Origin of the sequence: Nautilia profundicola AmH (assembly GCF_000021725.1) — a bacterium.
GTDB lineage: Bacteria > Campylobacterota > Campylobacteria > Campylobacterales > Nautiliaceae > Nautilia > Nautilia profundicola.
Map to the genome: position 1 here is coordinate 595,528 of NC_012115.1, position 23,198 is coordinate 618,725.

Below are 23,198 nucleotides of genomic sequence, written 5' to 3' on the forward strand. Positions count from 1 at the left end.
TTATCACATTTATATGTTGTATGTTTGTTATAATTTTACAAAAAGTGATGTAATGAGGATATTTTTGATTTTTTTTGCTGTTTATTTATATGCATTTGAAATAATTCCAATACATTACGTAAAATATAATACTTCTAAAGCGAAATTGGGGGAAAAACTTTTTTTTGACAAACGTTTATCAAAGTATAAAGATATTAGTTGTGCTTCTTGTCATAATTTAAAACGTTACGGAGTTGATAACAGAAGGTTTTCTATTGGAACGGGGGGAGTTGTTGATAAACCGATGAATTCATTAAGTGTGTATAACGTAATATTTAATGCCGGGTACTTTTGGAACGGGAGAAGCGAAACACTTGAAGAGCAAGTAATTAGTAGTTTAACTGATAAAAAAGAACATAACTTAACAGTTTCTGAAATTGAAAATGTTGTAAGAAGTGAAAAAAAGTATGTTCAAGAGTTCGAAAAAATATATCATAAAAAACCTTCTATTAATGAAATTGCCAATGCAATTGCTGAGTTTGAAAAAAGCTTAATAACACCAAATTCTAAATTTGATAAATATTTATTAGGAAGGGTAAAATTAAGTAAGCAGGAAACGAGGGGGTATTATATTTTTAAAATGTACGGATGTATAACATGTCATAACGGAATTAATGTCGGTTCAAATTCTTATCAAAAACTGGGTATTTTTTTAAATAATATTAAATTTATAAGAGGATTAGACAGAAGTTATGTTACAAAGTCTGCAGATGATATGTACGTTTATAGGGTTCCAAGTTTAAGAAATGTCGAAAAAACATATCCTTATTTTCATGACGGTAGCGTTAAAACTCTTAAAGAAGCTATAAAGTTAATGGGGGAATTAAACTTAGGAATAAATATACCTGCTGAAGACATAAATGATATCGAAGTGTTTTTAAAAACTTTAACCGGGGAAATTAAAAGATGAAAAAGGCGGTTTCTTTAAAAATTGTTTTAATTTTTATAATCGGTTTTTTGATAGTAGGGTTTGTATATTATTTCCATAGAGTTTCCGAAAATTATTTTACTACAAGCAATGATGTTTTATATAAATTGAATATGCTTAAAAGAAATGAAGATAAATTAAATTATGAAATATTAAAATCAAGTATATATTTATATAAAAGTAATGATGATATTGTTAATGCGATAAAAAAACAAAAAAAATTAATACAAAATCTTTTGAATGATAATGAATTTAAAAACAAATTTAAAAATACTTATAAAGAATTAGAAATTTATAAAAAAGATTTTAAAAATAAAGAGATGTTAACTTATAAGTTTTTAAGGTATTTAGTCCCTACAAAAAATGCTATTATATTTCTCAGTAATGCAATTACGCAAGTAAAAATGAGTCAAAAATATTCAAGGTATAAAATACTTAATATAGTTTCAAAGCTTATATTGTTGCATAGAAGCAATGATATTGAAATTTTAAAGAATATAAATGTAAATGAAGTAAAAAAACTGATTGATCCTACCGACCCGTTCAACAAAGCTTTTTTAAATAACCTAAATTTACTTCTTCAATACTACCCTAAAGAATTTAAACTTTTAAACGAAGTGCTTAATTACAAATCGTTAAAAACTGTTAATCAGGTTTTAAAAATGTATTTGAAAGATACCAATAAAAAAGTCGGATATTTTCAAGATGTCATGATAGTTATTGTAATTGTAATAACGGTGTTATTTGTTTTATTGATCATTTTAGTTTATAGATTAGAGGAAACAATTAAAAAAATTACGTTTTTAGCACAGAATGATCAGTTGACATCTTTAAAAAATAGAATTAAATTTGAAATGGACGTAAAGAATAAAAACGAGGTGTCATTGATTATTTTTGATATAGATAAATTTAAAAGTATTAATAATTTTTTAGGTAGTGAAATAGGCGATATGATATTAATTTCTTTAGCAAAAGAATTAGAGAAATTCAAAAAAATTATTCCTTATGAAACTGAAGCATATAGAATAGGGGCTGACGAGTTTGCACTTTTAGTCCATAGTAATGATATTGAAATAGTGTCTGTAATTGCAGAAGAGTTTATTAAACAAGTGGAATCTAAATTGTTATTGCCCGAATTAGATCTTAGTATTACACTAAGTGCCGGAATTTCTACAAAACCTCCTCTTTTGGAAAATGCAGATATAGCATTAAAAAGAGCACAAAAGGATATAAAAGATAAGATAATTATATATAAAGATAGCTTTCAAGAACAGATTAAAATCAACTTACAAAAAGCCCAAGAAATAAGAAGGGCTATACAAAGCGGTAATTTAATTACATATGTTCAAGGAATTTTCGATAAAGATAAAAAAATTTTTAAATATGAAGTGTTATGTAGGGTGAAAATAGGAAATAAAATTGTGAGTATTTTCCCTTATTTGCAGATTACCAAAGAAATAAAAATGTATCATCATATAACATTTCAGGTTTTGAAAGACTCTTTTGATGTGCTGGAAAAAAACCAAAAAGTTAATTTAAGCATTAATTTATCATTGGAAGATATAAATAATAAGGATATAAAAAACTTTATTTATATGCGATTAAATAATAATCCAAATTTAGCTAAAAGAATTACTTTTGAAATTTTAGAGAGCGAAATAGATAATTATGATGAATTAAGCGAATTTATATATATGATGAAACAAAGGGGAGTAACGTTTGCAATTGATGATTTTGGAAGCGGTTATTCAAACTTTTCAAGAATATTAAATTTGAATGTTGATTTTATTAAAATTGACGGAAGTATAATAAAAAATATTGACAAAGACAAAACATCCCGTAACGTGTTAAAAACAATCGTTTCTTTTGCAAAAGAAAACAATTTGCATACTGTTGCGGAATTTATACATAATGAAAAAATATTTGAGATAGCTAAATCAATGAATATAGAATATTTTCAGGGGTATTTTCTTGATGAGCCAAAACCCATTGAAAATTTAAGGTTGTGATATGTGTGCGATACTTGGAATTTTAAATAATATTGAAACGGACAAGTTTAAATACGCGTTAAATTTAATGTCTCATAGAGGATATGATAATCAAAAGATAATCCAAACTCCTTTTGGCACATTTGGTTTTAATAGACTTTCCATAGAAAACAGAAATATAAATATTCAGCCTTTATATAAAAATGGTATTGTTGTTATGTTTAACGGAGAAATTTATAACTATAAAAAACTGATAAGTGAATATAGATTAAACACTAATACGGAGGTAGAGACTATTTATGAATTATGGATAAGGTTCGGAGTCGATTTTGTACAAAAACTTGAAGGAATGTTTGCAATTGCCGTATATGATAAAAAGATTTATCTTTTCAGGGATGAATTCGGTAAAAAACCTCTATATTTTACGAAAAAAGGTATTTTTGCGAGTGAAATAAAAGCGATACTTCCGTTTATAGAAAAAAAGATAAACTATCAGGCTCTTAGCGAATATCTTGCATATAATTCTTCTATTGCTCCTAATACAATATATGAAGGAATATATAAACTTCCGGCCGGATGTTATTATGACGGAGAAATCAAAAGATGGCACGACTTTGAGAGAATGGAAAATGTAAAATGGACAATGGAGAATGTATGCGATGAAGTTGAAAGCCTATTAACGAAAAGTATTGAAAAAAGGCTTATGGGCGAGGTTGAGATAGGGTCACTTCTAAGCGGCGGAGTTGACAGCAGCCTTATTGCGGCAATGATGTCTAAATATGGGAAAATAAAAACATTCAGCATTGGTTATGACGGGTATGAAAATTATGACGAAAGAAGATACGCAAGATTAACGGCCGAACATATCGGAAGCGAACATTATGAAATAAATTATTCTAAAAAGATCTTTTTCGATGAATTTGAAAACGTGCTTTTTGCTATGGACGAACCTGTGGCTGACAGCAGTTTTTTCCCCGCAAATTACCTTGCCAAAAACATACCCTTAAAAGTCGTATTAAGCGGTGAAGGGAGTGACGAGCTGTTTTTAGGGTACAGAAGATACAATGAATATCTTGGATTTTTTGATGCATATCTTCCAAATAAAAAATGGCTTAAAAAATATCTTGAAAGACATCCGGAAGATATAAAAGAGTGGGAAATTTTTAGGAGGTTTTTTGCCGATGAGGTTGTGTTTAGGGGTATAAACGAAACGTTTTTTCAAAGACAAATAAACAGAGCTCTTAAAAAATACGCGCATGAAGTTGATTATAAAAGGTTTGTAAAAAGATGGGGAAGTTTTGATTTTACGTATTTTGATCTGAAAGTATGGATAGGTGAAGTGCTTTTGATGAAACTCGATAAAATGTTTATGGCAAACAATATTGAAGCCAGAAGTCCGTTTTTGGACAGAAATTTGGTAAACTTCGTTTTTTCTTTGCCTGAAGATGTCAGAGGCAAAAACAAATGGGTTATTAAAGAAATTGCTAAAAAACACGTCCCTTCGGAAATAGTAAAAAGACGCAAAAAAGGATTTGCTTTTCCGTTTTTGGAATGGCTTAAAGAAGAGAATGAACTCCGTTTGATAATCGATGTAAACAGGGAAACAAAAATATTTAATGAAGAATATTTAAAAGAGATAATAAAAACAGGACACAAAAGATACAAACAGCATCTTTGGAGTCTGTATCTTTTCAGTCGTTTTATAAAAAAGGAATTTTTATGAAATTTGAAATAAACAAATATTTAATTGACGATATTGAAAATAAGGACCATCCGAGTGATTTTGAGGTTGTCAGTGATTATTCCATACTAATCTTGAGACTACCGTTAATTGAAAAAGACAAAGTAGATGTAATATCATATGCTTTTTTAATAAAAGATAATAAAATATATAAATACGACAGAAAAACAAAAGAGTTTGAACTTTTAGGTACTTTTAGCGATTTATATGAATATCTTGATGTAAGAATTGATAAAATTTTGGCAAAAATTTCCAAACTTCACATTGCAATTGCCAAAATGGAAGATGAATTGTATGAAAACGATATGCCAGTGGATTTTTCAAATAACTGGCTGAAATTTAAAAAAGAGCTTGTATTAATCGAAAGACTTATGGGGCATTCTTTAATAGCTTTTGAAAGGTTTATAAAATATTATAAAAACAGTATAGATGAACTTGCTTTTAAAGATTTGGCCGAACATATAGACAGGGCATTCAGGTTTTCAAAAAACGCAATTGAAAAGCTTGATTATCTTTATGAGTTTTTTAAAGCAAAGCAGGATGAAAAAATGAATAATATCATGTTTATTTTGACTATTCTTTCGGCCATATTCCTGCCGCTGACATTGATAACTGGATTTTTCGGAATGAATACGGGAGGGCTTCCGTTTACGCAAGATCCTCAGGGGACATTAAAAGCTATAGGGCTTTCGGCACTGTTTGAAGTACCGTTTGTGTTCTTTATATGGAAAATGATGAAGAGTTAATTTCTATATAACATATACGGATTTCTCTGATTGGTTGGCATTATATCCATATACTGTATATTTACGTGAGGTGGTGTATTTAATACACATATAATAGCGTTAGCAATATCTTCCGCACTTAGCGGCGTATATCCTTCATATACTTTTTTTGCCTTTTTCTTATCACCTTTGAATCTTACGTTTGAAAATTCTGTTTCAACCGCACCGGGGGCTATATTTGAAACTTTAATATTTGTACCATATGCATCTATATTCATGCTGTCATTCAGTGAATGAAGCGCAGCTTTTGTAGCACAATATACATTACCACCTGGATATGCGGTTTTACCGGCAACTGAGCCTAAATTAACAATGTGCCCTTCATTACGCTCTTTCATATGTTTAAATATCGGTTTTGTGACGTATAAAACGCCTTTAATGTTAGTATCTATCATAGTTTCCCAGTCTTCAGGGTTTCCTTCGTCAATCGGCTCAAGTCCCAATGCAAGTCCCGCATTGTTTATAAGAATATCGATATGTGTTATTTGTAAAATCTCCTCTATTGTTTTAGATACCATTTCTTTGTCTCTTACATCAAATGTAAAAGTTAGTGTTTGTACGTCAAGGATGTTTTTGAGTTCATTCAGTTTTTTTTCATCCCTGCCTGTAAGTATCAGGTTTACTCCCATGTCATTGAGTGCTTTTGCTGTTGCTTTTCCTATACCGGAAGTAGCTCCTGTAATTAGTGCTATTTTTCCTTCGATGAAATTCATTTTTATCCTTTATGCTTTATATGCTTGCATGATTGAATCAAGTTTGTTTACCGATTTATCCAAATTTTTAATTGCAATGTTTATATCTTTAATACTTTTGGTGTTTTCAAGTGAAATATTTAACAAATTATTTGTTTTATCACTAACATCGTTCACAAGATTTGTAACGTTTTCAAAATCATCTACAAGTTTTTCTACTTTTGTAGTTGAATTTTTCATTTTATCGAGACTACTTGATATTTCGTCTTTTGTAATTTGTGTTTCTTGAGAAAGATTGACAATTTCGTTTGAGTTTTTGTTTATATCCTCACTTGCTTCCATTATTGATTTTACAATTAAATTCAGTGTTGCATCAATTTCTGTTAAAGAGTTTTGAGTTTTTTCCGCAAGTTTTCTTACTTCATCGGCAACAACCGCAAAACCTCTGCCGTGTTCTCCAGCACGTGCCGCTTCTATTGCGGCATTTAGTGCAAGAAGATTTGTTTGGTCGGCAATTTCTCGTATTACATCAAGTACGGACTTTACATCCTGAGCTTCCTGATTTAGCTGTTTTATTTTTTCTGAAAGTTCGCTTTCTTTATTTGATATTTCGTAAACTTTTTGTGTTAACTGATCAATTTGTTCATTTGCGTTATCAAGTTCTTTTTGTGTGTGAATTATATCTTTTTTAGTTGAGAGTGCGAAATCTTTTGAATTTTCAACTTTTTCAAGAATAGTTTTTAAAGATACGTCGATGTTTTTAATGTTGTTACTTTCTTGGATGATTCTATTTTCTACATTAGCTGTGTTGCTTGCAATTGAGTTTGCTGAATTAGCATTTTGTGAACTTAAGTGTTTAGTTTCAGAGATTGTGTTTTGAAGTTTTTCTATTAGTTTGTTCATATTTTCTGCAACTTCACTAATCTCATCTTTTGTTTTTATTTCTATACGTTTTGTCAGGTCTCCTTCTCCTTCAACGATGTTTAAGATGTTTTTGTTAAGTTCGTTAAATGAGTTTGATAGTCTTTTGTAAATATAAAGCATAGAACTACCTATAAGTATTAAAAGTATTGTAAAGAGGAGTGTAATATCAAATGATGTGCTTCCGACTTCTTTATCGACTTTTGTTAGTATTTTTACAATTTTTATTTCATGTCTTTTGATATATTTGTTTAAGAAATGGTTTAATTTAAGAGAAAACCTGTTTACTTTTTCAAGATACTTAATCCCGTTTTTATTTGTAAGGTATGCGTTTATCATTTCAATTGTTAATTTATGGAATTCTTTTAAATCTTTTTCAAATGAAACTATGTCGTTGTAAACATCAGGTACGTCTTTGTGCGCTTTTTTAAGTTTATCGATTGACTGAAATGCAATTTCAAATAAATGATTTACTTGTTTTAATTCGCTTTTATTATGTTTTAGGGCTACTTCGATACTGTATCTTTTAATTTCCGATACGTCATCTTTAAGTTCGTATAGGTTTACAAGAGTAGGAATTACATGTGTAATGGCTGCGTCGATTTCTTTTTTTACTTGGGATGAAAGTGAAAATAAAAAAGCACCGCTTCCAATTATAAATATTAAAACGACAAAACCAACTATTTGAAAAAACTTTTTAATATTCATTAATGAATCCTTTTTTGCGTTTTTATAATTAAAAACTATTATTGAAATAAATCGTACTTATATTTATAACAATGTTTGATTAAAATTAAATTGATTTAATAAAATAAAAGATTGTTTATTTTAACATAATAGAAATATAATGTATATGACAAATCAGAGTGTTTAATTATAGTGCCTGACACTAATTATTGCTTGGTGGAGATGTCGGGAATCGAACCCGAGTCCAGAAGTAGAGTACCCTAAGCGTCTACACGCTTAGTCCGTTGATTATACTGCAACTCCAGGCTCAGCGGACAAAGCCTTGATGGAGTTGAGGGGTGTTATTGTTTCGGAAGCTCTCCCACACCCGAAGGAGAACCTCCTATCCGCACTTTACTCTCTCTCCAAGGCGGCGGAAAGCCTTAGTGGAGAGAGGCGCCCGAAACTACTTAATTAAGCAGCAGCTCTAGCTACTGCTGGGCTGTAATTTGTATTATTTGCTGCGTTTATTTTTTTTGGGCCGTTTTAACGCTTGCCCAGGCGTGCGTGCAGCTTAGGGCTTTCTACCCCTGTCGAAATCCAAGTCATCCCCGGGAGATTCTCTATAAGAACCACCCGCGAATGACTAATGGAATAATATCAAATTTTCCTTAAAAAATCAAGATATTCTTAAGCAAACTTTAAGAAAAGATCCACCACTAAAATTATAATAAATTTTTCATTCAAATAATGTCGTTAAATTATTTTAATAGAGCGGTCGGAAATCAATCCCGTTATGAGTTGATTTCCTCTTTTATTGTTTTGGCTATTTGAGAAATTTTTTTCAGCTTTTCAGTGTTGCTTATATCTTCAAGAAGTACTTTTATAAATGCGCTTCCGACAATTACCCCGTCAACGCCTTTTGATTTTTCACGTGCGGTTTTTTCATTTACACCGAAGCCTATATACAAAGGTGTAGCAGTAATTTCTTTGACTGTGTTTATGATTTCACTTAAATCTTCTTGTTTATCTGCTCCCGTAATTCCAGCATATGCTACCATATATATAAACTCTTTAGGATTTTTAAGTATAGTTTTTATTCTTTCTTTAGAATCGGTTGGTGCCACAAAAGATATTAAAGGAAAAATATCTTCATAAGTTACGGCCTCTTCATATGGAAGATCCGGAATAATAAATCCTTTAACACCTGCGTTTTGTGCCTTTTGAACCATAAAATCATATCCTTTGTGGTAAAAATTGTTAAAGTATCCCATCCAATAAGTATCTATATCGTTTCCTACTTTTTGGCTTACTTCAAATACATCGTTTAATTTAAATCCAAGTTCAAGAGCTCTTTTGTTGGCTTCTTGAATTACAGGACCGTCGGCAACCGGGTCTGAAAATGGAATACCAAGCTCAATAGCGTCGCTTCCGGATTCTTTTAAGGTATAAATCAAATCAATGGTAAAATTTTTATCAGGATATCCTGTTGTTACGTATGAAATTAATTTTTTCATCGTTTTCCTTTGGTATAATTAAGTTAGTGAAATTATACCAAAGGATGGTAATGAAAAATACTTTAAAAACATTGTATAAAAAAGACAAACTTACAATGATTACCGCATATGATGCGCTTTTTGCAAAAATTTTTGACAATATTGCGGATATTATTTTGGTAGGTGACAGCCTAAATATGAGCTTTTTGGGAGAAAGTGACACGTTAAACGCTACGGTTGATCAGATGATTTATCATACAAGAGCGGTATGTAACGGTGCTAAAAAAGCATATATCGTGTGCGATATGCCGTTTGGAAGTTATGTGACTCCTGAAAAAGGTCTTGAAAACGCCGTAAGGATTTATAAAGAAACAAAAGCCGACGCCGTGAAACTCGAAGGAGGTGCGGAAAAGGCCGAGCATGTTAAGTTGCTCACGGATAATGCAATAGCGGTAGTGGGGCATATCGGGCTTATGCCGCAGTTTAGCAGAAGTGAAGGAGGATACATCGTAAAAGGAAAAGATGAAGACTCAAGAAAAAGACTTCTTGAGGATGCAAAGGCTATCGAAGAAGCCGGAGCCGTAATGCTTGTGATTGAAGGTGTAAAAGAAGACGTGGCCCGTGAAATTACGGAGAGTGTAAATATCCCGACTATCGGAATAGGTGCCGGAAGATATACAACCGGACAGGTTCTTGTGTGGAGCGATATGCTTGGCTTTTTTGAAGAGTTTAAGCCTAAATTCGTCCGCCGCTATTTAAACGGAGCCGAGCTTGTAAGAGATGCGGTTAAAAAATACGCGGAAGATGTAAAAAACGGAAAATTCCCGGGTGAAGAGGAAATATATTAATGAGAATAGTTGAAGTTGAAAAAGTGAGTTTTGACGAGGTTTATGAGAAATCTCTAAGGCCTCAGAATCTTGATGAATATATTGGGCAGGAGCAGATTAAAAAGAATCTGAAAGTGTTTATAGAAGCGGCAAAAAAGAGAGGAGAATCACTTGATCATATCCTATTTTTCGGACCTCCAGGGCTTGGGAAAACCACTTTGGCAAATATTATTGCCAGTGAAATGGGAAGTAATCTAAAAACAATATCTGCTCCTATGCTTGAAAAATCAGGGGATTTGGCAGCTATTCTTACGAACCTTGAAGACGGAGATATTCTCTTTATCGATGAAATTCACCGTCTAAAAGCATCAATTGAAGAAGTGCTTTATTCGGCAATGGAGGATTTCAGACTTGATATCGTAATCGGAAGCGGTCCTGCAGCCCAGACTATCAAACTCGATGTTGCGAGATTTACGCTTATCGGTGCTACAACGAGAGCCGGTATGCTCTCTAATCCTCTTCGTGACAGATTCGGTATGAGTTTCAGACTCAATTTCTATAACCATGAAGAGCTTAGCGAAATCATAAGACTTGCCGCACAAAAATTAAGTAAAGAAATCGAGTCAAATGCAGCCGTAGAAATTGCAAAACGCTCACGTGGAACACCGAGAATAGCACTAAGACTTCTTAAAAGAGTCAGGGATTTTGCAGAAATTAAAGATGAAAACACAATCACACACAAAACAACTAAATACGCGCTTGACGAGCTTGGTATTAATGAACACGGGTTTGACGAGCTTGATATAAAATTTTTAACACTTCTTGCAGATGCCAAAAAACCTATTGGTCTTTCAACAATAGCAGCGGCTTTAAGTGAAGATGAGGGGACTATTGAAGAGGTGATAGAACCGTTTTTACTTGCAAATGGTTTTGTGGAAAAAACACCAAAAGGCAGAATAGCCACAAGAAAAGCGTATGAAATACTTAGATTTCCGGCAGGGAGTCTGTTTTAAGGAAAAAACATGAAATTTTTAACATTCCTAACTATTGTTGTTGGATATTTTGTATATCTGACATACAAACCGTATCTTCTTGATATTGCTATAGCGTCACTGATGGCGATTGCTTTTGGTAAAGTTAGTGTTTTAATTAGTAATAAAATTGAAAATAAATATCTTTCCTCTACAGTAGTAACTTTAATATTTGCGCTTTTAATATTCGGACCTATTTTATATTTTGTTGTGACAGCGGGGAAGTTTATATCACATATAGATATTGAAAATATTAAAAATATTATAATAAAAGCACAGGATCTTCTTCAGTATTTACCTCAATTTGTTGCTGAGAAAGCTCATGAATATATAAATCCTGATAATATTGCACAAATATATAATACGGTGGCTCCGATTATTGGAACACTTACAGCAAAAAGTGCCGTTTTTATTAAAGATGCTTTTTTAATTGTTATCTTTTTCTTTTTTGCCACATTATACGGTAAAGAAATAATGGAATTTTTTAAAAAAGTGATACCTTTGGAAGAAAAACAGCTTGAAAAACTGTTTTTCGGAACAAGCGAAGTAATGAGTGTAGTGTTTTATTCTACGGTATTTACCGCAATACTTGAGGGTATTCTTTTTGGAATTATTGCAAAAGTTTATGGCTTTAATTTCTTTTTCTTTACTATTATGTATGCGTTTTCGTCACTGATCCCTGTAATAGGTGGCGTCATTATGTGGGGACCTGTAAGCCTTTACTTGTATTCTATAGGTAACACAACAGGAGCTGTGGTTGTTGCTTTATATTCAATTATTGTTATTTCAATAATAGCAGATACTTTTATAAAGCCGATTATTATAGAGTTTGTTAAAAAAACTTTCGATGCTGATACTGAACTTAATTCATTGCTTATTTTCTTTTCAATCGTAGCAGGATTGTCTTCTTTCGGACTATGGGGTATTATAATCGGACCGGCTGTAACAGCTATGTTTATATCAATATTACGTTTCTATGAAAAGATTTAGTCAAATAGACTCAAGTTTTTTAAAATTATCAATTAAAAAACTTGACATTTACTTTATAATGTTGTATAATCACATTGTCAAAAAACAAAAAAGAGTGCCAAAATGAACAAAAAAGTTGAGTTAGTATTAAATGAGTTAATACAGGTTTACTTAACAAAAAGTGAACCGTTGAGCTCAACTAAATTAAAAGAAATAGCTAATTTGCCTTTTTCGGCATCAAGTATCAGAAGCTATTTGAAAAAGCTTGAGGAAAATGAACTGGTTGAAAAGGAACATTTTTCGAGCGGTTCGTATCCGAGTGTGAAAGCTATGAAGTCATTTTGGCGGGACAGTTTAAAAAATAGAACTGTCGATGACGAAATTGATTTGAGAGAAAAAGCTGAAGAATTAGATATATATGTTATGATTGAGATGTTTGAAAATCAGTTGCTTGTTAATGTGTATAATTTAAATAACAAATTTATCGTTTTGGAATTTGAAAAAGATGAAGTTGTATTTAAATATGATGACAATTTATATACTTTATTCAAATCTGTAAAAGGTATTCTTTTAGATGAATTAAGAAAATATCTTTTGCACATAGGTTTGAAAAAAGAGTATGAGTCGATAAAAAAGCTTTATAAATATGAAGCTTTTAATAAGAAATTTATTTATAAAGAAGACATTAATACTGAGTCTTTTGAAAAGTTCAATTTTAGTTCTTATCCAAAAGGGATAAGTTTCTTTGATGATTATTTAATTTTCAAAACTATGAAAAACAGTAATAATGTTTACAAAAATATATTACTTGTGGGTAATATATATACGGATTTTTTTGAAGTAACGAAACCCGTGAAAGGAGGGGAATAAATGAGTAAAAAAAAGCATCATGAAAAAAAACATGAAGAAAAAAATGAAAATCAAGTTGATATAGAAGCGCTTCAAAAACAAAATGAAGAGCTTCAGGCTAAACTTGATGAAGCCTTAAGAGCTTATGCAAAATGCGAAAACGATAAGAAGCTTCTTCAAAAAGAAGCAGACAGTGCAATAGAATATGCATATGAAAAATTTGCAAAGGATCTGTTGCCGGTGGTTGATTCTCTTGAACTTGCTATCGCACATTCAGGAGATATAGAAGATAAAGCCGAAGCGTTCGACAAACTTCTTGAAGGTGTCGAACTTACACTTAAAAAACTGCTTGATACGTTTAAAAACCACGGTATTGAGCCGGTAGAGCATGATGAATTTAACCCTGAAATTCATCAGGCTATTCAGCAGGTACAAAGCGAAGAACATGAAGACGGTCAGATAGTTGATATCTATCAAAAGGGATATACTCTAAAAGGAAGAGTTATAAGACCGTCAATGGTAACAATAAATAAAAAATAAACTTTAAGGAGGAAATAATGGGAAAAGTAATAGGAATTGACTTAGGAACAACAAACTCAGCAATGGCATACTATGATGGTAAAGATGCGAAAATCATTGCTAATAAAGAAGGTAGAAATACTACTCCATCAGTTGTAGCGTTCACTGACAAAGGTGAAGTATTAGTAGGTGAACCTGCAAAAAGACAGGCGATTACAAACCCTGAAAGAACAATCTATTCTGTAAAAAGAATTATGGGTATGATGTGTAACGAGCCTAAGGCTCAGGAAGCTAAAAAACACGTACAGTACAAAATCGTTGACAAAAACGGTGCGTGTGCTGTAGAAGTAGACGGAAAAGTATATACTCCGCAAGAAATTTCAGCAAAAATCTTAATGAAACTTAAAAAAGACGCTGAAGAGTTCTTTGGTGAAGAAGTAACTGAAGCGGTAATTACTGTACCTGCATACTTCAACGACAGCCAAAGAAAAGCGACTCAGGAAGCTGGTAAAATCGCAGGACTTAATGTACTAAGAATTATTAACGAACCGACAGCAGCAGCACTTGCATACGGACTTGATAAAAAAGGTGAAGAAAAAATCTTAGTATACGACCTTGGTGGTGGTACATTCGACGTAACAGTACTTGAAATCGGTGATGGTACATTCCAGGTACTTGCGACTGACGGTAACGCATTCCTTGGTGGGGATGACTTCGACAACAGAATTGTTGACTGGTTAATCAGTGAATTCAAAGCTGAAACTGGAATCGATTTAAGCCAAGACAAAATGGCGCTTCAAAGATTAAAAGACGCTGCAGAGCAGGCTAAAAAAGAATTATCAACAAAAGAAGAGACTGAAATTAACCTGCCGTTCATTACAGCTGACGCAAGCGGACCAAAACACCTTGTTAAAAAATTAACAAGAGCTAAATTCGAAGCAATGATCGATGATCTGTTACAAGAAACATTAAGACACATTGATACTGCACTTGAAGATGCAGGTCTAAGCAAAGATGAAATTGATGAAATCGTAATGGTTGGTGGTTCAACAAGAATCCCTAAAGTACAAGAGCTTGTAAGCAATTACTTTAACGGTAAAAAACTAAATAAATCAGTTAACCCTGACGAAGTTGTAGCACTTGGTGCGGCAATTCAGGCAGGTGTATTGAAAGGTGACGTTAAAGATGTATTATTACTTGACGTAACACCGCTTAGCCTTGGTATTGAAACACTCGGTGGGGTTATGACTAAAATTATCGAAAAAGGTACAACTATACCTGTTAAGAAATCACAGGTGTTCAGTACTGCTGAAGACAACCAGACAGCGGTTACAATTCATGTATTACAAGGTGAAGCGGAACTTGCAAAAGACAATAAATCACTTGGACAGTTCAACCTTGAAGGAATTCCGCCGGCACCAAGAGGAGTACCTCAAATCGAAGTTACATTCGACATCGACGCAAACGGTGTGCTTAATGTAAGTGCTAAAGACAAAACAAGCGGTAAAGAGCAAAAAATTACAATTACAGGAAGCTCAACTCTAAGCGAAGAAGAAATCGAAAGAATGGTTAGAGAAGCTGAAGAAGCTAACAGAAAAGAAAAAGCGAGAATTGAAGCTATTAAAGCAAGAAATGAGCTTGACGCTGTAGCATATCAGGCTGAGAAATTCATTAACGACAATAAAGACAAACTTGGTGACGTAAGCGCACTTGAAGCTAAAATCAAAGAAGCTAAAGAGCTTATTGAACAGCAAAGCGAAGATAAAGCGAAAATAGAAGCTCTTAAAAATGAAATTAATACTGAGCTTCAGAATGTTGCACAGAATATGGCTCAACAGCAACAAGCACAAGGTGGAGCACAACAGCAAAACCAAAATAAAGGCGGTGACGACGACGTTATCGATGCAGAAGTGGAATAATCCACTTCTTCTTTTTTTTATTTACTTATATTGGTGTCTGGCACTATTATAATGTTGTGTTATTGTGGAGGTTGGAAAAATTGTTTATTTATGTAAAATGAAAATTTCTTGTTTTGTATTTAGATCTTTTAATGTCGGTCTGTCAGTAAAATAGAGACTGTATTAATTAATAGATCTAAACTGTAAGATTTATTTTTTAATTCTAATTTCAAAAGGAACGGAATCTTTAATATGTAAATCCTGCTGTGGGAATGGAATGTTTATTCCTGCTTCGTTTAAAGCTTTATAAATAACTTTTAAAAATTCGCTTCTTGTACGTCTCGGGCGTCTTGCATATTCTCCTTTAACCCATACAAACAGTTCAAAATTAAGACTGCTATCAGCCATTTCCATAAAAACAACAAGTGGTGTTGTGTCAAGAGTTGAATGTTTTTTAATATATGGCAGATTAGCTTTTGAAATAGCGTTTAATATCACTTTTTCCACTTTATCGATATCGCTTCCATATGCTACACCAAAAGGCACCCTGAATCTTACGATATCATCTCCCAAAGTCCAATTGATTACATTGTTTTGGATAAAGGACTGATTTGGGATGATTAAATTGATGTTGTCATTGGTACGTATTACAGTTGAACGCATTGAAATATCTACAACTTCTCCTCTTGTATCCTGGTCTATTTGAATATAATCTCCCACTTTGATACTTCTCTCAAACATTAAAATAATGCCGCTTACAAAATTGCTTACAACGTTTTGTAAACCAAAACCGATACCGACAGAAAGAGCACCTGCGATTATTGCAAGTGAACTTAAATCAAGCCCTACGACTTTAAGAGCAATTAAAAAAGAAAGGGTAAGAATAGAATAATAGCCCATATTTGCTAATAATGTAGCAGTTGAATATGATATATTTTTTTTATGCCTTAATCGGTAAATAATATATTTATAATATTTACCTATAAACCATCCGATAATTAATACTAAAATAAATATTGCAAAATTTAAAGGAGTTATTGTTCTATTGCCTACTTTGAATATCGGATAATTAATTATATTAAGCGTCTTTTGCGTAAATATTTCAAGTTCTTTTTTAGCTCCGTATACGAACACTTTAGCACCAAATGTAAATTTTTCATAATCTATAATTATCTGATTTAGAGGTTTATAAATAGAAGAGTCGGCTTTTTTTGCATATTCAAGAATAAAATCATCAGTTTTAAAAGCGCTTTTGTTTTTATTTTTTAGCTCATAAAACCATATAATAAGTTCTTCATTTAATAAATTTTTATATAATTTTTTTACATTATTTAATGTTTTATTTATTTCTTGTTGTGTAATTAATATATTTTTTTTATTATTCAACAACTTCCATTTTTGTAATTCAATTTTTAATTTTTCAAGTTTTTGTTGATGTTTTGTTAATTGATTTTTGAGATTTTCAATATTTCTTTTTGCAACTTCATTATTGAATTTAATCAAGTGCAATTTATTAAATAGTTTTTCTTCAAAAGCAGCAAAATTATTACTAATATAATTTAAAATTTTATTTTTAATATCCAAATTTTTTTGGAAGTATTGCAGTTGGATTTGAGAAATTGGATCGGTTTGACTTTGCAAAATTATAATTTTATCCTGTAATTCGTTGATTTGTTTAGGAAGGTTATATGATAGATTTAAAAGCTTTACAAGTTGGAAAAAAGAACTCAAATACTCTTTCTCGTTTTTAGGATTAATATTTATCACAGGTTTTTCAAATTTTAATGTATTTGTTTTTAATATTAATATTTTCGCTAAAGAATAATTTGGTGAACTTTCCGGTATTTGTTTTAAAATATCATTTAAAGTCTGTGAATATAAAAATAACGAAAAAACTAAAATAATCCAGCTTTTCATTTTAAACCTTTTTTCGCAGATGCTTTTTTTATATCGAATTTTAGTGTCGTAATAAACGTAACCAATACCACACTTATTGCAGTAGGGACTATAACATTATAATCGTATGTAATTTCCAAAGCCAATACAACGGCTGTGAGAGGTAACCTCATGTTAACACCCATGAATACAGCGGCACCTATCGCAGCAAAATAAAACGGTTCGATTTTATAATTAAATAAATTCATAAATTCAGCAAATCCATAACCAACTAAAGCGCCTATGCTCATAAGAGCAATAAATAATCCTCCTACTGCATTAGCATATAATGAAGTACTTGTTGCGATTATTCTCAATACAATTAAAATAAAAATCATATATAATGGAAAATGACCGTAGTCATTAATAAGAATTTTAACTACTTCATGACCGCTGAAAGCTGCATAAGGAGATATAAGTAAAATTGTTCCTATAACCAAACTACCTATAGCAGCCATATAAAAATTTTTCTGGGAATAAGGCAATTTGTTTTTTAAGAAATTTAACACGATATCTTTTAATGCTAAATAAAAATAAATAAAAAGAGTAATGATAGGGATGAAAATAAAACTTGCAAAAATATATTTATATTCTAAAAATTTGCCAGTAGAATAAGTGAAAATCAGGGGTTCTAAAAAATGCCAGGCTATACTGAAGGATATGATGCTGCCTAATATTAAATAACTCGAAAAATTTTTTACAAACTCATAAGCAATGTTTTCAATTGCAAACATTATACCGGTTATTGGTGATACGAATATTGCTGCAATACCACTACTTGCCCCTATACTTAATGAAATTTTAAGCATATTTTTAGGCAGTTTGATTAGATTATGAAACTTTTGAGCGATCATGGCTCCTATTGCTGCAGACGGACCTTCGTTTCCGACAGCAAAGCCGCTTGCGATTGATAAAGCCGAGGCAAATATTTTTAGTATTAAATCTTTAAGTGTAAAAAGAATTTTATTCTCTTCAACAGCAGTTGCAATTTCAGAAACACCATATTCTTTAACAGTATGATTTTTAGAAATTAAATAATTTATAATGACTATTGAGATAAAAGGGATCAGATATAAATACCAAACAGGTAATGTGGATATAGTTTCATAAGGATCACCTAAAAAAAGAATAAAAGATAAAAATTTTGTAAATAATGAATAAATTACAATAAAAAAACCTGTTACTATACCTATTAAAATTGATGTGACGATGAGTTTAAAAATCATTTAATTCCAGGTTATTTTGTTTCATTTGCTTCTGTGATATAAAATTCTTTTGTATCAATAGTATCATTTCCTTCAACAATACTTACTCTCCATTTACCTGTAAAAAATGGACGAATAGTGATATTTGAATATGTTCTCCATCTTACTCCTGCAAAAATAGGCAATTGAATATCGGCATAAAGTTTCCATATGCCATTAACTTCTTTTTCCCAAATAAAATCAATTAATGAATTTTCTTCAATATTTGTAAAATATGCAAAAGCATATACTTTTTTATCTGCTGTAGTAAATTTGTCCGTTATTTCTACCGGTGTTAGATTTTGAACATCTTTACAAGTTACAAATTCTTTTACATCGTAGCCAAATAGGGTAATTAATGTAAAACATAAAAGCAATATTTTTTTCATTTTAGACCTCCAAAATAATAGTTACAGGACCGTTATTTGTTATTTCAACTTGCATCTCGGCTCCAAATACACCGGCTTTTGTTGGAATGTAATTATTTAATTCTTTTACCATTTTATCATAAAATTCTTTTGCAGTAGAAGGCTGCATAGAATTTTGAAAATTAGGGCGTGTGCCTTTTTTTGTAATGGCCGGTATTGTGAAGTTCGGTATTAAAAGGATTTCTCCTTTTATATCTGCTACACTTTTTTCAAATCTCTCACCGAATATTCTTAAAGAGACAATTTTTTTAGCCATTTTTTTAAGTTTTTCATCATTGTCGTCTTTTTCAAATCCTATAAGTACATTTAGGCCTTCGTTAATTTCATTTATAAGTTTACCTTCAACGCTTACGCTTGAATGTTTAACCCTCTGAAGTACTGCTTTCATTAGCAAGCTCCACTAAAAATTTTGCCACTTTTTCACTCTCATTCGGACATTCTACGACTTTATACTCTTTTATTCCTATTTCATCGGCCAGATGTTTATATTCTACTTTAAGTTCCAGATCCGTTTCGCTGTTGTCGATCATAAACGAAATAGGGTAAATTAATACCTTTTCGTTTTTGTATTTTTCAAGCTCTTCGTGAAGATAGGGTTTGAGCCACTCGGCAAATCCGAATCTTGATTGGTATGCGAGGTTTACCGATTTGAAACCTTGTAGTTTTTCTTTTAAAAGATCTACATGTTTTTCTATGTGAGACTGGTATTCATCTCCTCTTTCAATCATCTTTTTCGGAAGACCGTGGGCGGAGAATATCAGGTGCCATTCCTCAGGGTTTTTAACGGAATTTAATATATTCTCGGTTATGATTTCATTAAACCTTTCATCTTCAAAAAACGGTTTTACTATGTTTACTTTTCCTGAATAGTTTGTTTCTTTCAGTTCATCCAATGAGCTTTCGTATGTTGTAAAAGAGTAGTGCGGATAAAGCGGAAGAAGCGTTACTTCTTCGTATTTACCGATAATTTCTTTAAGATGGGGTTTCGTATACCTCATTGCGTAAATTACGTCGGTGTCGGTGTGTTTTTTCATATTTTCACACAGTTTCCCTGTGAGGTCGTATATTCTGCTTCCGCCTATGCTTTCGTAGTTTCCCCATACTTTTTTGTACCTGAGGTTTGAAATAAGAGGAGCTAATATGTGTCTTATAGGAGAAGATATAATTCTTTTGTCCTTAAACATATTGTATAAAAACTCTTTAAGCTCCTCAGGGCTTCTCGCCCCTCCCATATTTAACAGTATTATCGCTTTTTTCATTATACCTCCAGATATTTATTAATATTTATTCCGAATCCCTTAAGGGCGTTAAATTCGTTTTTGTGTCTGCTGAAAAGATTAAGGTTTTGAATTCCCAGCGCTTTTAGAATCTGTGCTCCTATTCCGTATTCTTTATCGGCTTCTTTTGAGTTTGAATCAATAAATATAATCACTCCGCCGTTATATTTAATGTATTCAAGTACTTTTTCGTATTCTTTCAAAATATCGCTGTTAAGCAGAAAGTCCACGTTTTTGGTAACTTTGTAAAACTTAACGTTTGTAGTGTTTTTAGGGTTGTTTGCGAGTACGTAGTGTTCATGACCCAAATGGTCCTTGAAAATAATTTTTTTAAATTTTACGCCGTCTATTTCAAGGGTTTGTTCTTTTTCTTTTGTTATAAGCGTTTCAAACTGGAGTCTGTATTCGACTATGTCTGAAATATATACGACTGCAAGGTTGTGTTTTTTTGCAAAATCGGCGAGGTCTTTTCTTCTTGCCATTGTTCCGTCTTCATTCATTATTTCGCATATCACTGCACTCGGATATACTCCTGCGAGTTTACATATATCCACGCTTCCTTCGGTGTGACCGGTTCTGACAAGAACTCCCCCTTCTTTTGCGATAAGAGGAAAGATATGTCCGGGCTTTACGAAATCATCGGGTTTGCTTGTAGGGGATGAAAGTTTTTTAATGGTAAGGTCTCTTTCAAACGCACTGATTCCGGTCGTACATTCTTTAGCGTCCACACTGATTGTAAACGCTGTGGAAAAACTCTCCTTATTGGAATCCACCATGGGTCTTAGTTCAAGCGAATTTGCAATTTCGTTCGTAATGCTGACGCAAATGAGTCCTCGGCCTTCTTTAGCCAGAAAATTAACCTTTTCAGGAGTGGAAAATACACCCGCATATACTAAATCGCCTTCGTTTTCCCTGTCTTCGTCGTCTATCATAATAATAATATTGCCTTTTTGTATCTCTTCAATTGCTTTTTTTACTCTCTCAATAGGATTTGGCATAAATTACCTTTTTTATGGAATTTTACTATATAAACCGCTGAAATTGATAAACATTCTGATCGCATTCATCATTGCCTGGTACTGTATGTAGTTTCTATCACCCTTAAAATGAAACTCTTCGACTTTAAGGGTTTTTCTATCCGCCACTCCTATAAATACCGTTCCTACCGGTTTAGACGGAGTTCCTCCGGTTGGTCCGGCTATACCGCTGATAGCAAGTGCGTAATCCGCCTTGCTGATTTCTATGGCTCCAAGGAGCATCTCTTTTACCGTCTGCTCACTCACCGCTCCGTATTTTTCAAGGGTTGTTTCTTCGACTCCCAGCCATTCGTGTTTGATTCTGTTGGCGTATGTTACGACGCTTCCGTCAAAGCAGTTGCTTGATCCTGATATTTTAGTAAGGCTGCTTGCAATAAGTCCCCCCGTGCAGCTTTCTGCAAATGTGATTTTTTTCGGAGGCAAATTGTTTACGATATGTTCGAAAAGATTTCCGAATACTACGGTCGGTAAAACGTTTAATATTTCTTTTTTTACAATATCTTCTAAAGTTTCGGTTATGATTTCTACAAAACCGCCTTCGTTTTCTATAACGGTATAGTTTAGTTTGTGAGCATTGAAAATAGGTTCTAAAAACATCATAGCCGTGTCTTTGTCGAATTTGAATATATTAATACTCTCATATTCAGGGGTTATGATAAAAATTTCGGGAACTTTATCTTCAAGCAGTATTACATTTATAGGATAAAAATAATCAATTAAAAAGCTGTTTTTGGTGTATTTTGCGTGTTCGGGAATTAAGAAATCGTCTTTAACTACCAATTGCTGATTTGTCAGATTAGCCAAAATTCTCGCAACGAGGGGGTATGTTTTTTTGTTCGTGACTATTAGTGTTTCCTGAGCCGGTTTAAATTCGATATCAAATGTATCGATGTACTTGATACTATTATAATCAATATGCTTAAATAATTCTTCTTTTAATGCCTTTTTAAATTTCCAATCTTTACCTATAAATAAGATTTCCATTTTTGCCCTTTGTGTTATAATTAAGATATTGTATCAAAAAGGGGATGATATGAAAAAGAAAGATATTTTACCTGAATATCAGCTTCCGAGAGATAAGGTGTTTAAAAAAAACGGTAAAATGAAAGAGAAGTTTTATGAAAAAGAACTTCTTAAACTTCAAATAGAACTTGTAAAGCTCCAAACATGGCTGAAACTTCATAATAAAAGATTATTAGTTGTTTTTGAAGGAGTTGATACTGCAGGAAAAGACGGAACCATAAAAAGAATACTCGAATATCTAAATCCGAGGTTTGCCAGAAGTGTAGCGCTTGATAAACCGAGTGATAAAGAAAAAACTCAGTGGTATTTTCAAAGATATGTACCTCACTTTCCGGCCGGAGGGGAAATGGTGTTTTTTAACAGAAGCTGGTACAACCGTGCAGGAGTTGAAATAGTTATGGGGTTTTGTACTCACGAAGAATATCTTAAATTTATAAGGCAAGCTCCGAGATTTGAAGAAATGATAGTGGATGACGGGATTAAGTTTTTTAAATATTATCTTGATATTACGAAAGAAGAACAATATAAAAGACTGAAAAAGAGAGAAACAGATCCTTTAAAAAAATGGAAACTTTCAACGCTTGACTGGAAAAGCTATGAACATTATGACGACTATCAAAAGTATAAAGAAGATATGTTCGCAGCTACGTCCACGCCTTACGCTCCGTGGGTGATTGTTGACGCAAACGACAAGAAAAGAGCAAGAATAAATGTAATAAGGGATTTTCTTTCCCAGTTTGACTATGATGAAAAAGAATATTTTTATCCGGCCGATCCGGAGATCGTAAAAGTTGTTTCACACATCGAATAACAGTGAATAGTGAAAAATTAAAAGTGAAAAGTAATGGTTAATAAATTAAATATTCATTTTTCACTTTTCACTTTACACTTTTAACTCATAGTTT

21 protein-coding genes and 1 other RNA gene are annotated in these 23,198 nt (G+C 32.2%); 11 read left to right on the forward strand and 11 right to left on the reverse strand.

Annotated features, from left to right (window positions below; translation table 11 throughout):
* The first annotated feature begins 52 nt into the window (after window positions 1–52).
* The 4 genes from NAMH_RS03345 to NAMH_RS03360 are packed head-to-tail and all read left to right on the forward strand — an operon-like array spanning window position 53 to window position 5,442.
* Window positions 53–949 (forward strand): cytochrome-c peroxidase, encoded by an 897-nt coding sequence (locus tag NAMH_RS03345; RefSeq protein ID WP_015902372.1) that lies wholly within the window; start codon window positions 53–55, stop codon window positions 947–949.
* Window positions 946–2,976: an EAL domain-containing protein gene (locus NAMH_RS08965; protein ID WP_012663741.1), complete on the forward strand. Its 2,031-nt coding sequence runs from the start codon at window positions 946–948 to the stop codon at window positions 2,974–2,976. Before NAMH_RS03345 ends, NAMH_RS08965 begins: the two co-directional genes overlap by 4 nt.
* 1 nt (window position 2,977) lies before the next feature.
* Complete coding sequence (gene asnB / locus NAMH_RS03355) at window positions 2,978–4,678, forward strand: asparagine synthase (glutamine-hydrolyzing) (RefSeq protein WP_012663735.1); 1,701 nt, start codon at window positions 2,978–2,980, stop codon at window positions 4,676–4,678.
* On the forward strand, window positions 4,675–5,442 hold the full coding sequence (locus tag NAMH_RS03360) for a magnesium transporter CorA family protein (protein WP_012663582.1): 768 nt from the start codon (window positions 4,675–4,677) through the stop codon (window positions 5,440–5,442). Before asnB ends, NAMH_RS03360 begins: the two co-directional genes overlap by 4 nt.
* Here the strand turns inward: NAMH_RS03360 and NAMH_RS03365 are convergent.
* From NAMH_RS03365 to trpA, 4 genes are all read right to left on the reverse strand, one after another.
* Complete coding sequence (locus NAMH_RS03365) at window positions 5,439–6,194, reverse strand: SDR family NAD(P)-dependent oxidoreductase (RefSeq protein ID WP_015902237.1); 756 nt, start codon at window positions 6,192–6,194, stop codon at window positions 5,439–5,441. The two genes, NAMH_RS03360 and NAMH_RS03365, sit on opposite strands and share 4 nt — an antisense overlap.
* Before the next feature lie 9 nt (window positions 6,195–6,203).
* Entirely contained in the window at window positions 6,204–7,802 is a 1,599-nt protein-coding gene (locus NAMH_RS09165) for a methyl-accepting chemotaxis protein (protein ID WP_015902032.1), read from the reverse strand.
* A gap of 193 nt (window positions 7,803–7,995) precedes the next feature.
* Window positions 7,996–8,373, reverse strand: a transfer-messenger RNA (tmRNA) gene (ssrA, locus tag NAMH_RS09085).
* A 181-nt stretch (window positions 8,374–8,554) separates the two neighbouring features.
* The gene (gene trpA, locus NAMH_RS03375) at window positions 8,555–9,277 is read right to left on the reverse strand and encodes a tryptophan synthase subunit alpha (protein WP_015902803.1); all 723 of its coding nucleotides are present in this window, start codon (window positions 9,275–9,277) and stop codon (window positions 8,555–8,557) included.
* A gap of 50 nt (window positions 9,278–9,327) precedes the next feature.
* Here trpA and panB point away from each other — a divergent pair, with 50 nt between their 5' ends.
* The 6 genes from panB (at window position 9,328) to dnaK (ending at window position 15,370) form a co-directional block, all read left to right on the forward strand.
* Window positions 9,328–10,104, forward strand: a complete 777-nt coding sequence (gene panB, locus NAMH_RS03380) for a 3-methyl-2-oxobutanoate hydroxymethyltransferase (protein ID WP_015901849.1) — start codon at window positions 9,328–9,330, stop codon at window positions 10,102–10,104.
* Complete coding sequence (ruvB, locus tag NAMH_RS03385; RefSeq protein WP_015902716.1) at window positions 10,104–11,096, forward strand: Holliday junction branch migration DNA helicase RuvB; 993 nt, start codon at window positions 10,104–10,106, stop codon at window positions 11,094–11,096. The genes panB and ruvB overlap by 1 nt, the downstream gene beginning before the upstream one ends.
* A 9-nt stretch (window positions 11,097–11,105) precedes the next feature.
* A complete protein-coding gene (locus NAMH_RS03390; RefSeq protein WP_015901921.1) occupies window positions 11,106–12,104 on the forward strand; it encodes an AI-2E family transporter in 999 nt (332 codons plus the stop codon).
* A gap of 102 nt (window positions 12,105–12,206) precedes the next feature.
* Window positions 12,207–12,953 (forward strand): HrcA family transcriptional regulator, encoded by a 747-nt coding sequence (locus tag NAMH_RS03395; protein ID WP_015902441.1) that lies wholly within the window; start codon window positions 12,207–12,209, stop codon window positions 12,951–12,953.
* A complete protein-coding gene (gene grpE, locus NAMH_RS03400; protein ID WP_012664031.1) occupies window positions 12,954–13,472 on the forward strand; it encodes a nucleotide exchange factor GrpE in 519 nt (172 codons plus the stop codon).
* 17 nt (window positions 13,473–13,489) lie between these two features.
* Window positions 13,490–15,370: a molecular chaperone DnaK gene (gene dnaK / locus NAMH_RS03405; RefSeq protein WP_015901989.1), complete on the forward strand. Its 1,881-nt coding sequence runs from the start codon at window positions 13,490–13,492 to the stop codon at window positions 15,368–15,370.
* 189 nt (window positions 15,371–15,559) lie between these two features.
* On the opposite strand, the gene NAMH_RS08970 is transcribed toward dnaK, so the two are convergent.
* From NAMH_RS08970 to NAMH_RS03440, 7 genes are read right to left on the reverse strand one after another with little or no spacing between them, the layout of a single operon-like run.
* A complete protein-coding gene (locus NAMH_RS08970) occupies window positions 15,560–17,266 on the reverse strand; it encodes a mechanosensitive ion channel family protein (RefSeq protein ID WP_012663534.1) in 1,707 nt (568 codons plus the stop codon).
* Window positions 17,263–18,510 (reverse strand): chloride channel protein, encoded by a 1,248-nt coding sequence (locus tag NAMH_RS03415; protein ID WP_015902264.1) that lies wholly within the window; start codon window positions 18,508–18,510, stop codon window positions 17,263–17,265. The genes NAMH_RS08970 and NAMH_RS03415 overlap by 4 nt, the downstream gene beginning before the upstream one ends.
* Before the next feature lie 11 nt (window positions 18,511–18,521).
* Window positions 18,522–18,917 carry a DUF2914 domain-containing protein gene (locus NAMH_RS03420; protein ID WP_012663596.1) on the reverse strand — a complete coding sequence of 132 codons (396 nt, stop codon included), beginning with the start codon at window positions 18,915–18,917 and terminating at the stop codon, window positions 18,522–18,524.
* A gap of 1 nt (window position 18,918) precedes the next feature.
* Window positions 18,919–19,344 carry a D-aminoacyl-tRNA deacylase gene (dtd, locus tag NAMH_RS03425; protein ID WP_015902531.1) on the reverse strand — a complete coding sequence of 142 codons (426 nt, stop codon included), beginning with the start codon at window positions 19,342–19,344 and terminating at the stop codon, window positions 18,919–18,921.
* Entirely contained in the window at window positions 19,319–20,215 is an 897-nt protein-coding gene (hemH, locus tag NAMH_RS03430; RefSeq protein WP_015902552.1) for a ferrochelatase, read from the reverse strand. Before hemH ends, dtd begins: the two co-directional genes overlap by 26 nt.
* A complete protein-coding gene (locus NAMH_RS03435) occupies window positions 20,215–21,231 on the reverse strand; it encodes a bifunctional 3,4-dihydroxy-2-butanone 4-phosphate synthase/GTP cyclohydrolase II (protein WP_015902683.1) in 1,017 nt (338 codons plus the stop codon). Before NAMH_RS03435 ends, hemH begins: the two co-directional genes overlap by 1 nt.
* 12 nt (window positions 21,232–21,243) lie before the next feature.
* The gene (locus NAMH_RS03440) at window positions 21,244–22,254 is read right to left on the reverse strand and encodes a CinA family protein (RefSeq protein ID WP_012663990.1); all 1,011 of its coding nucleotides are present in this window, start codon (window positions 22,252–22,254) and stop codon (window positions 21,244–21,246) included.
* 49 nt (window positions 22,255–22,303) lie between these two features.
* Between NAMH_RS03440 and ppk2 the strand changes: the two genes are divergently transcribed.
* The gene (gene ppk2, locus NAMH_RS03445) at window positions 22,304–23,104 is read left to right on the forward strand and encodes a polyphosphate kinase 2 (protein ID WP_012663476.1); all 801 of its coding nucleotides are present in this window, start codon (window positions 22,304–22,306) and stop codon (window positions 23,102–23,104) included.
* Window positions 23,105–23,198: the final 94 nt, after the last annotated feature.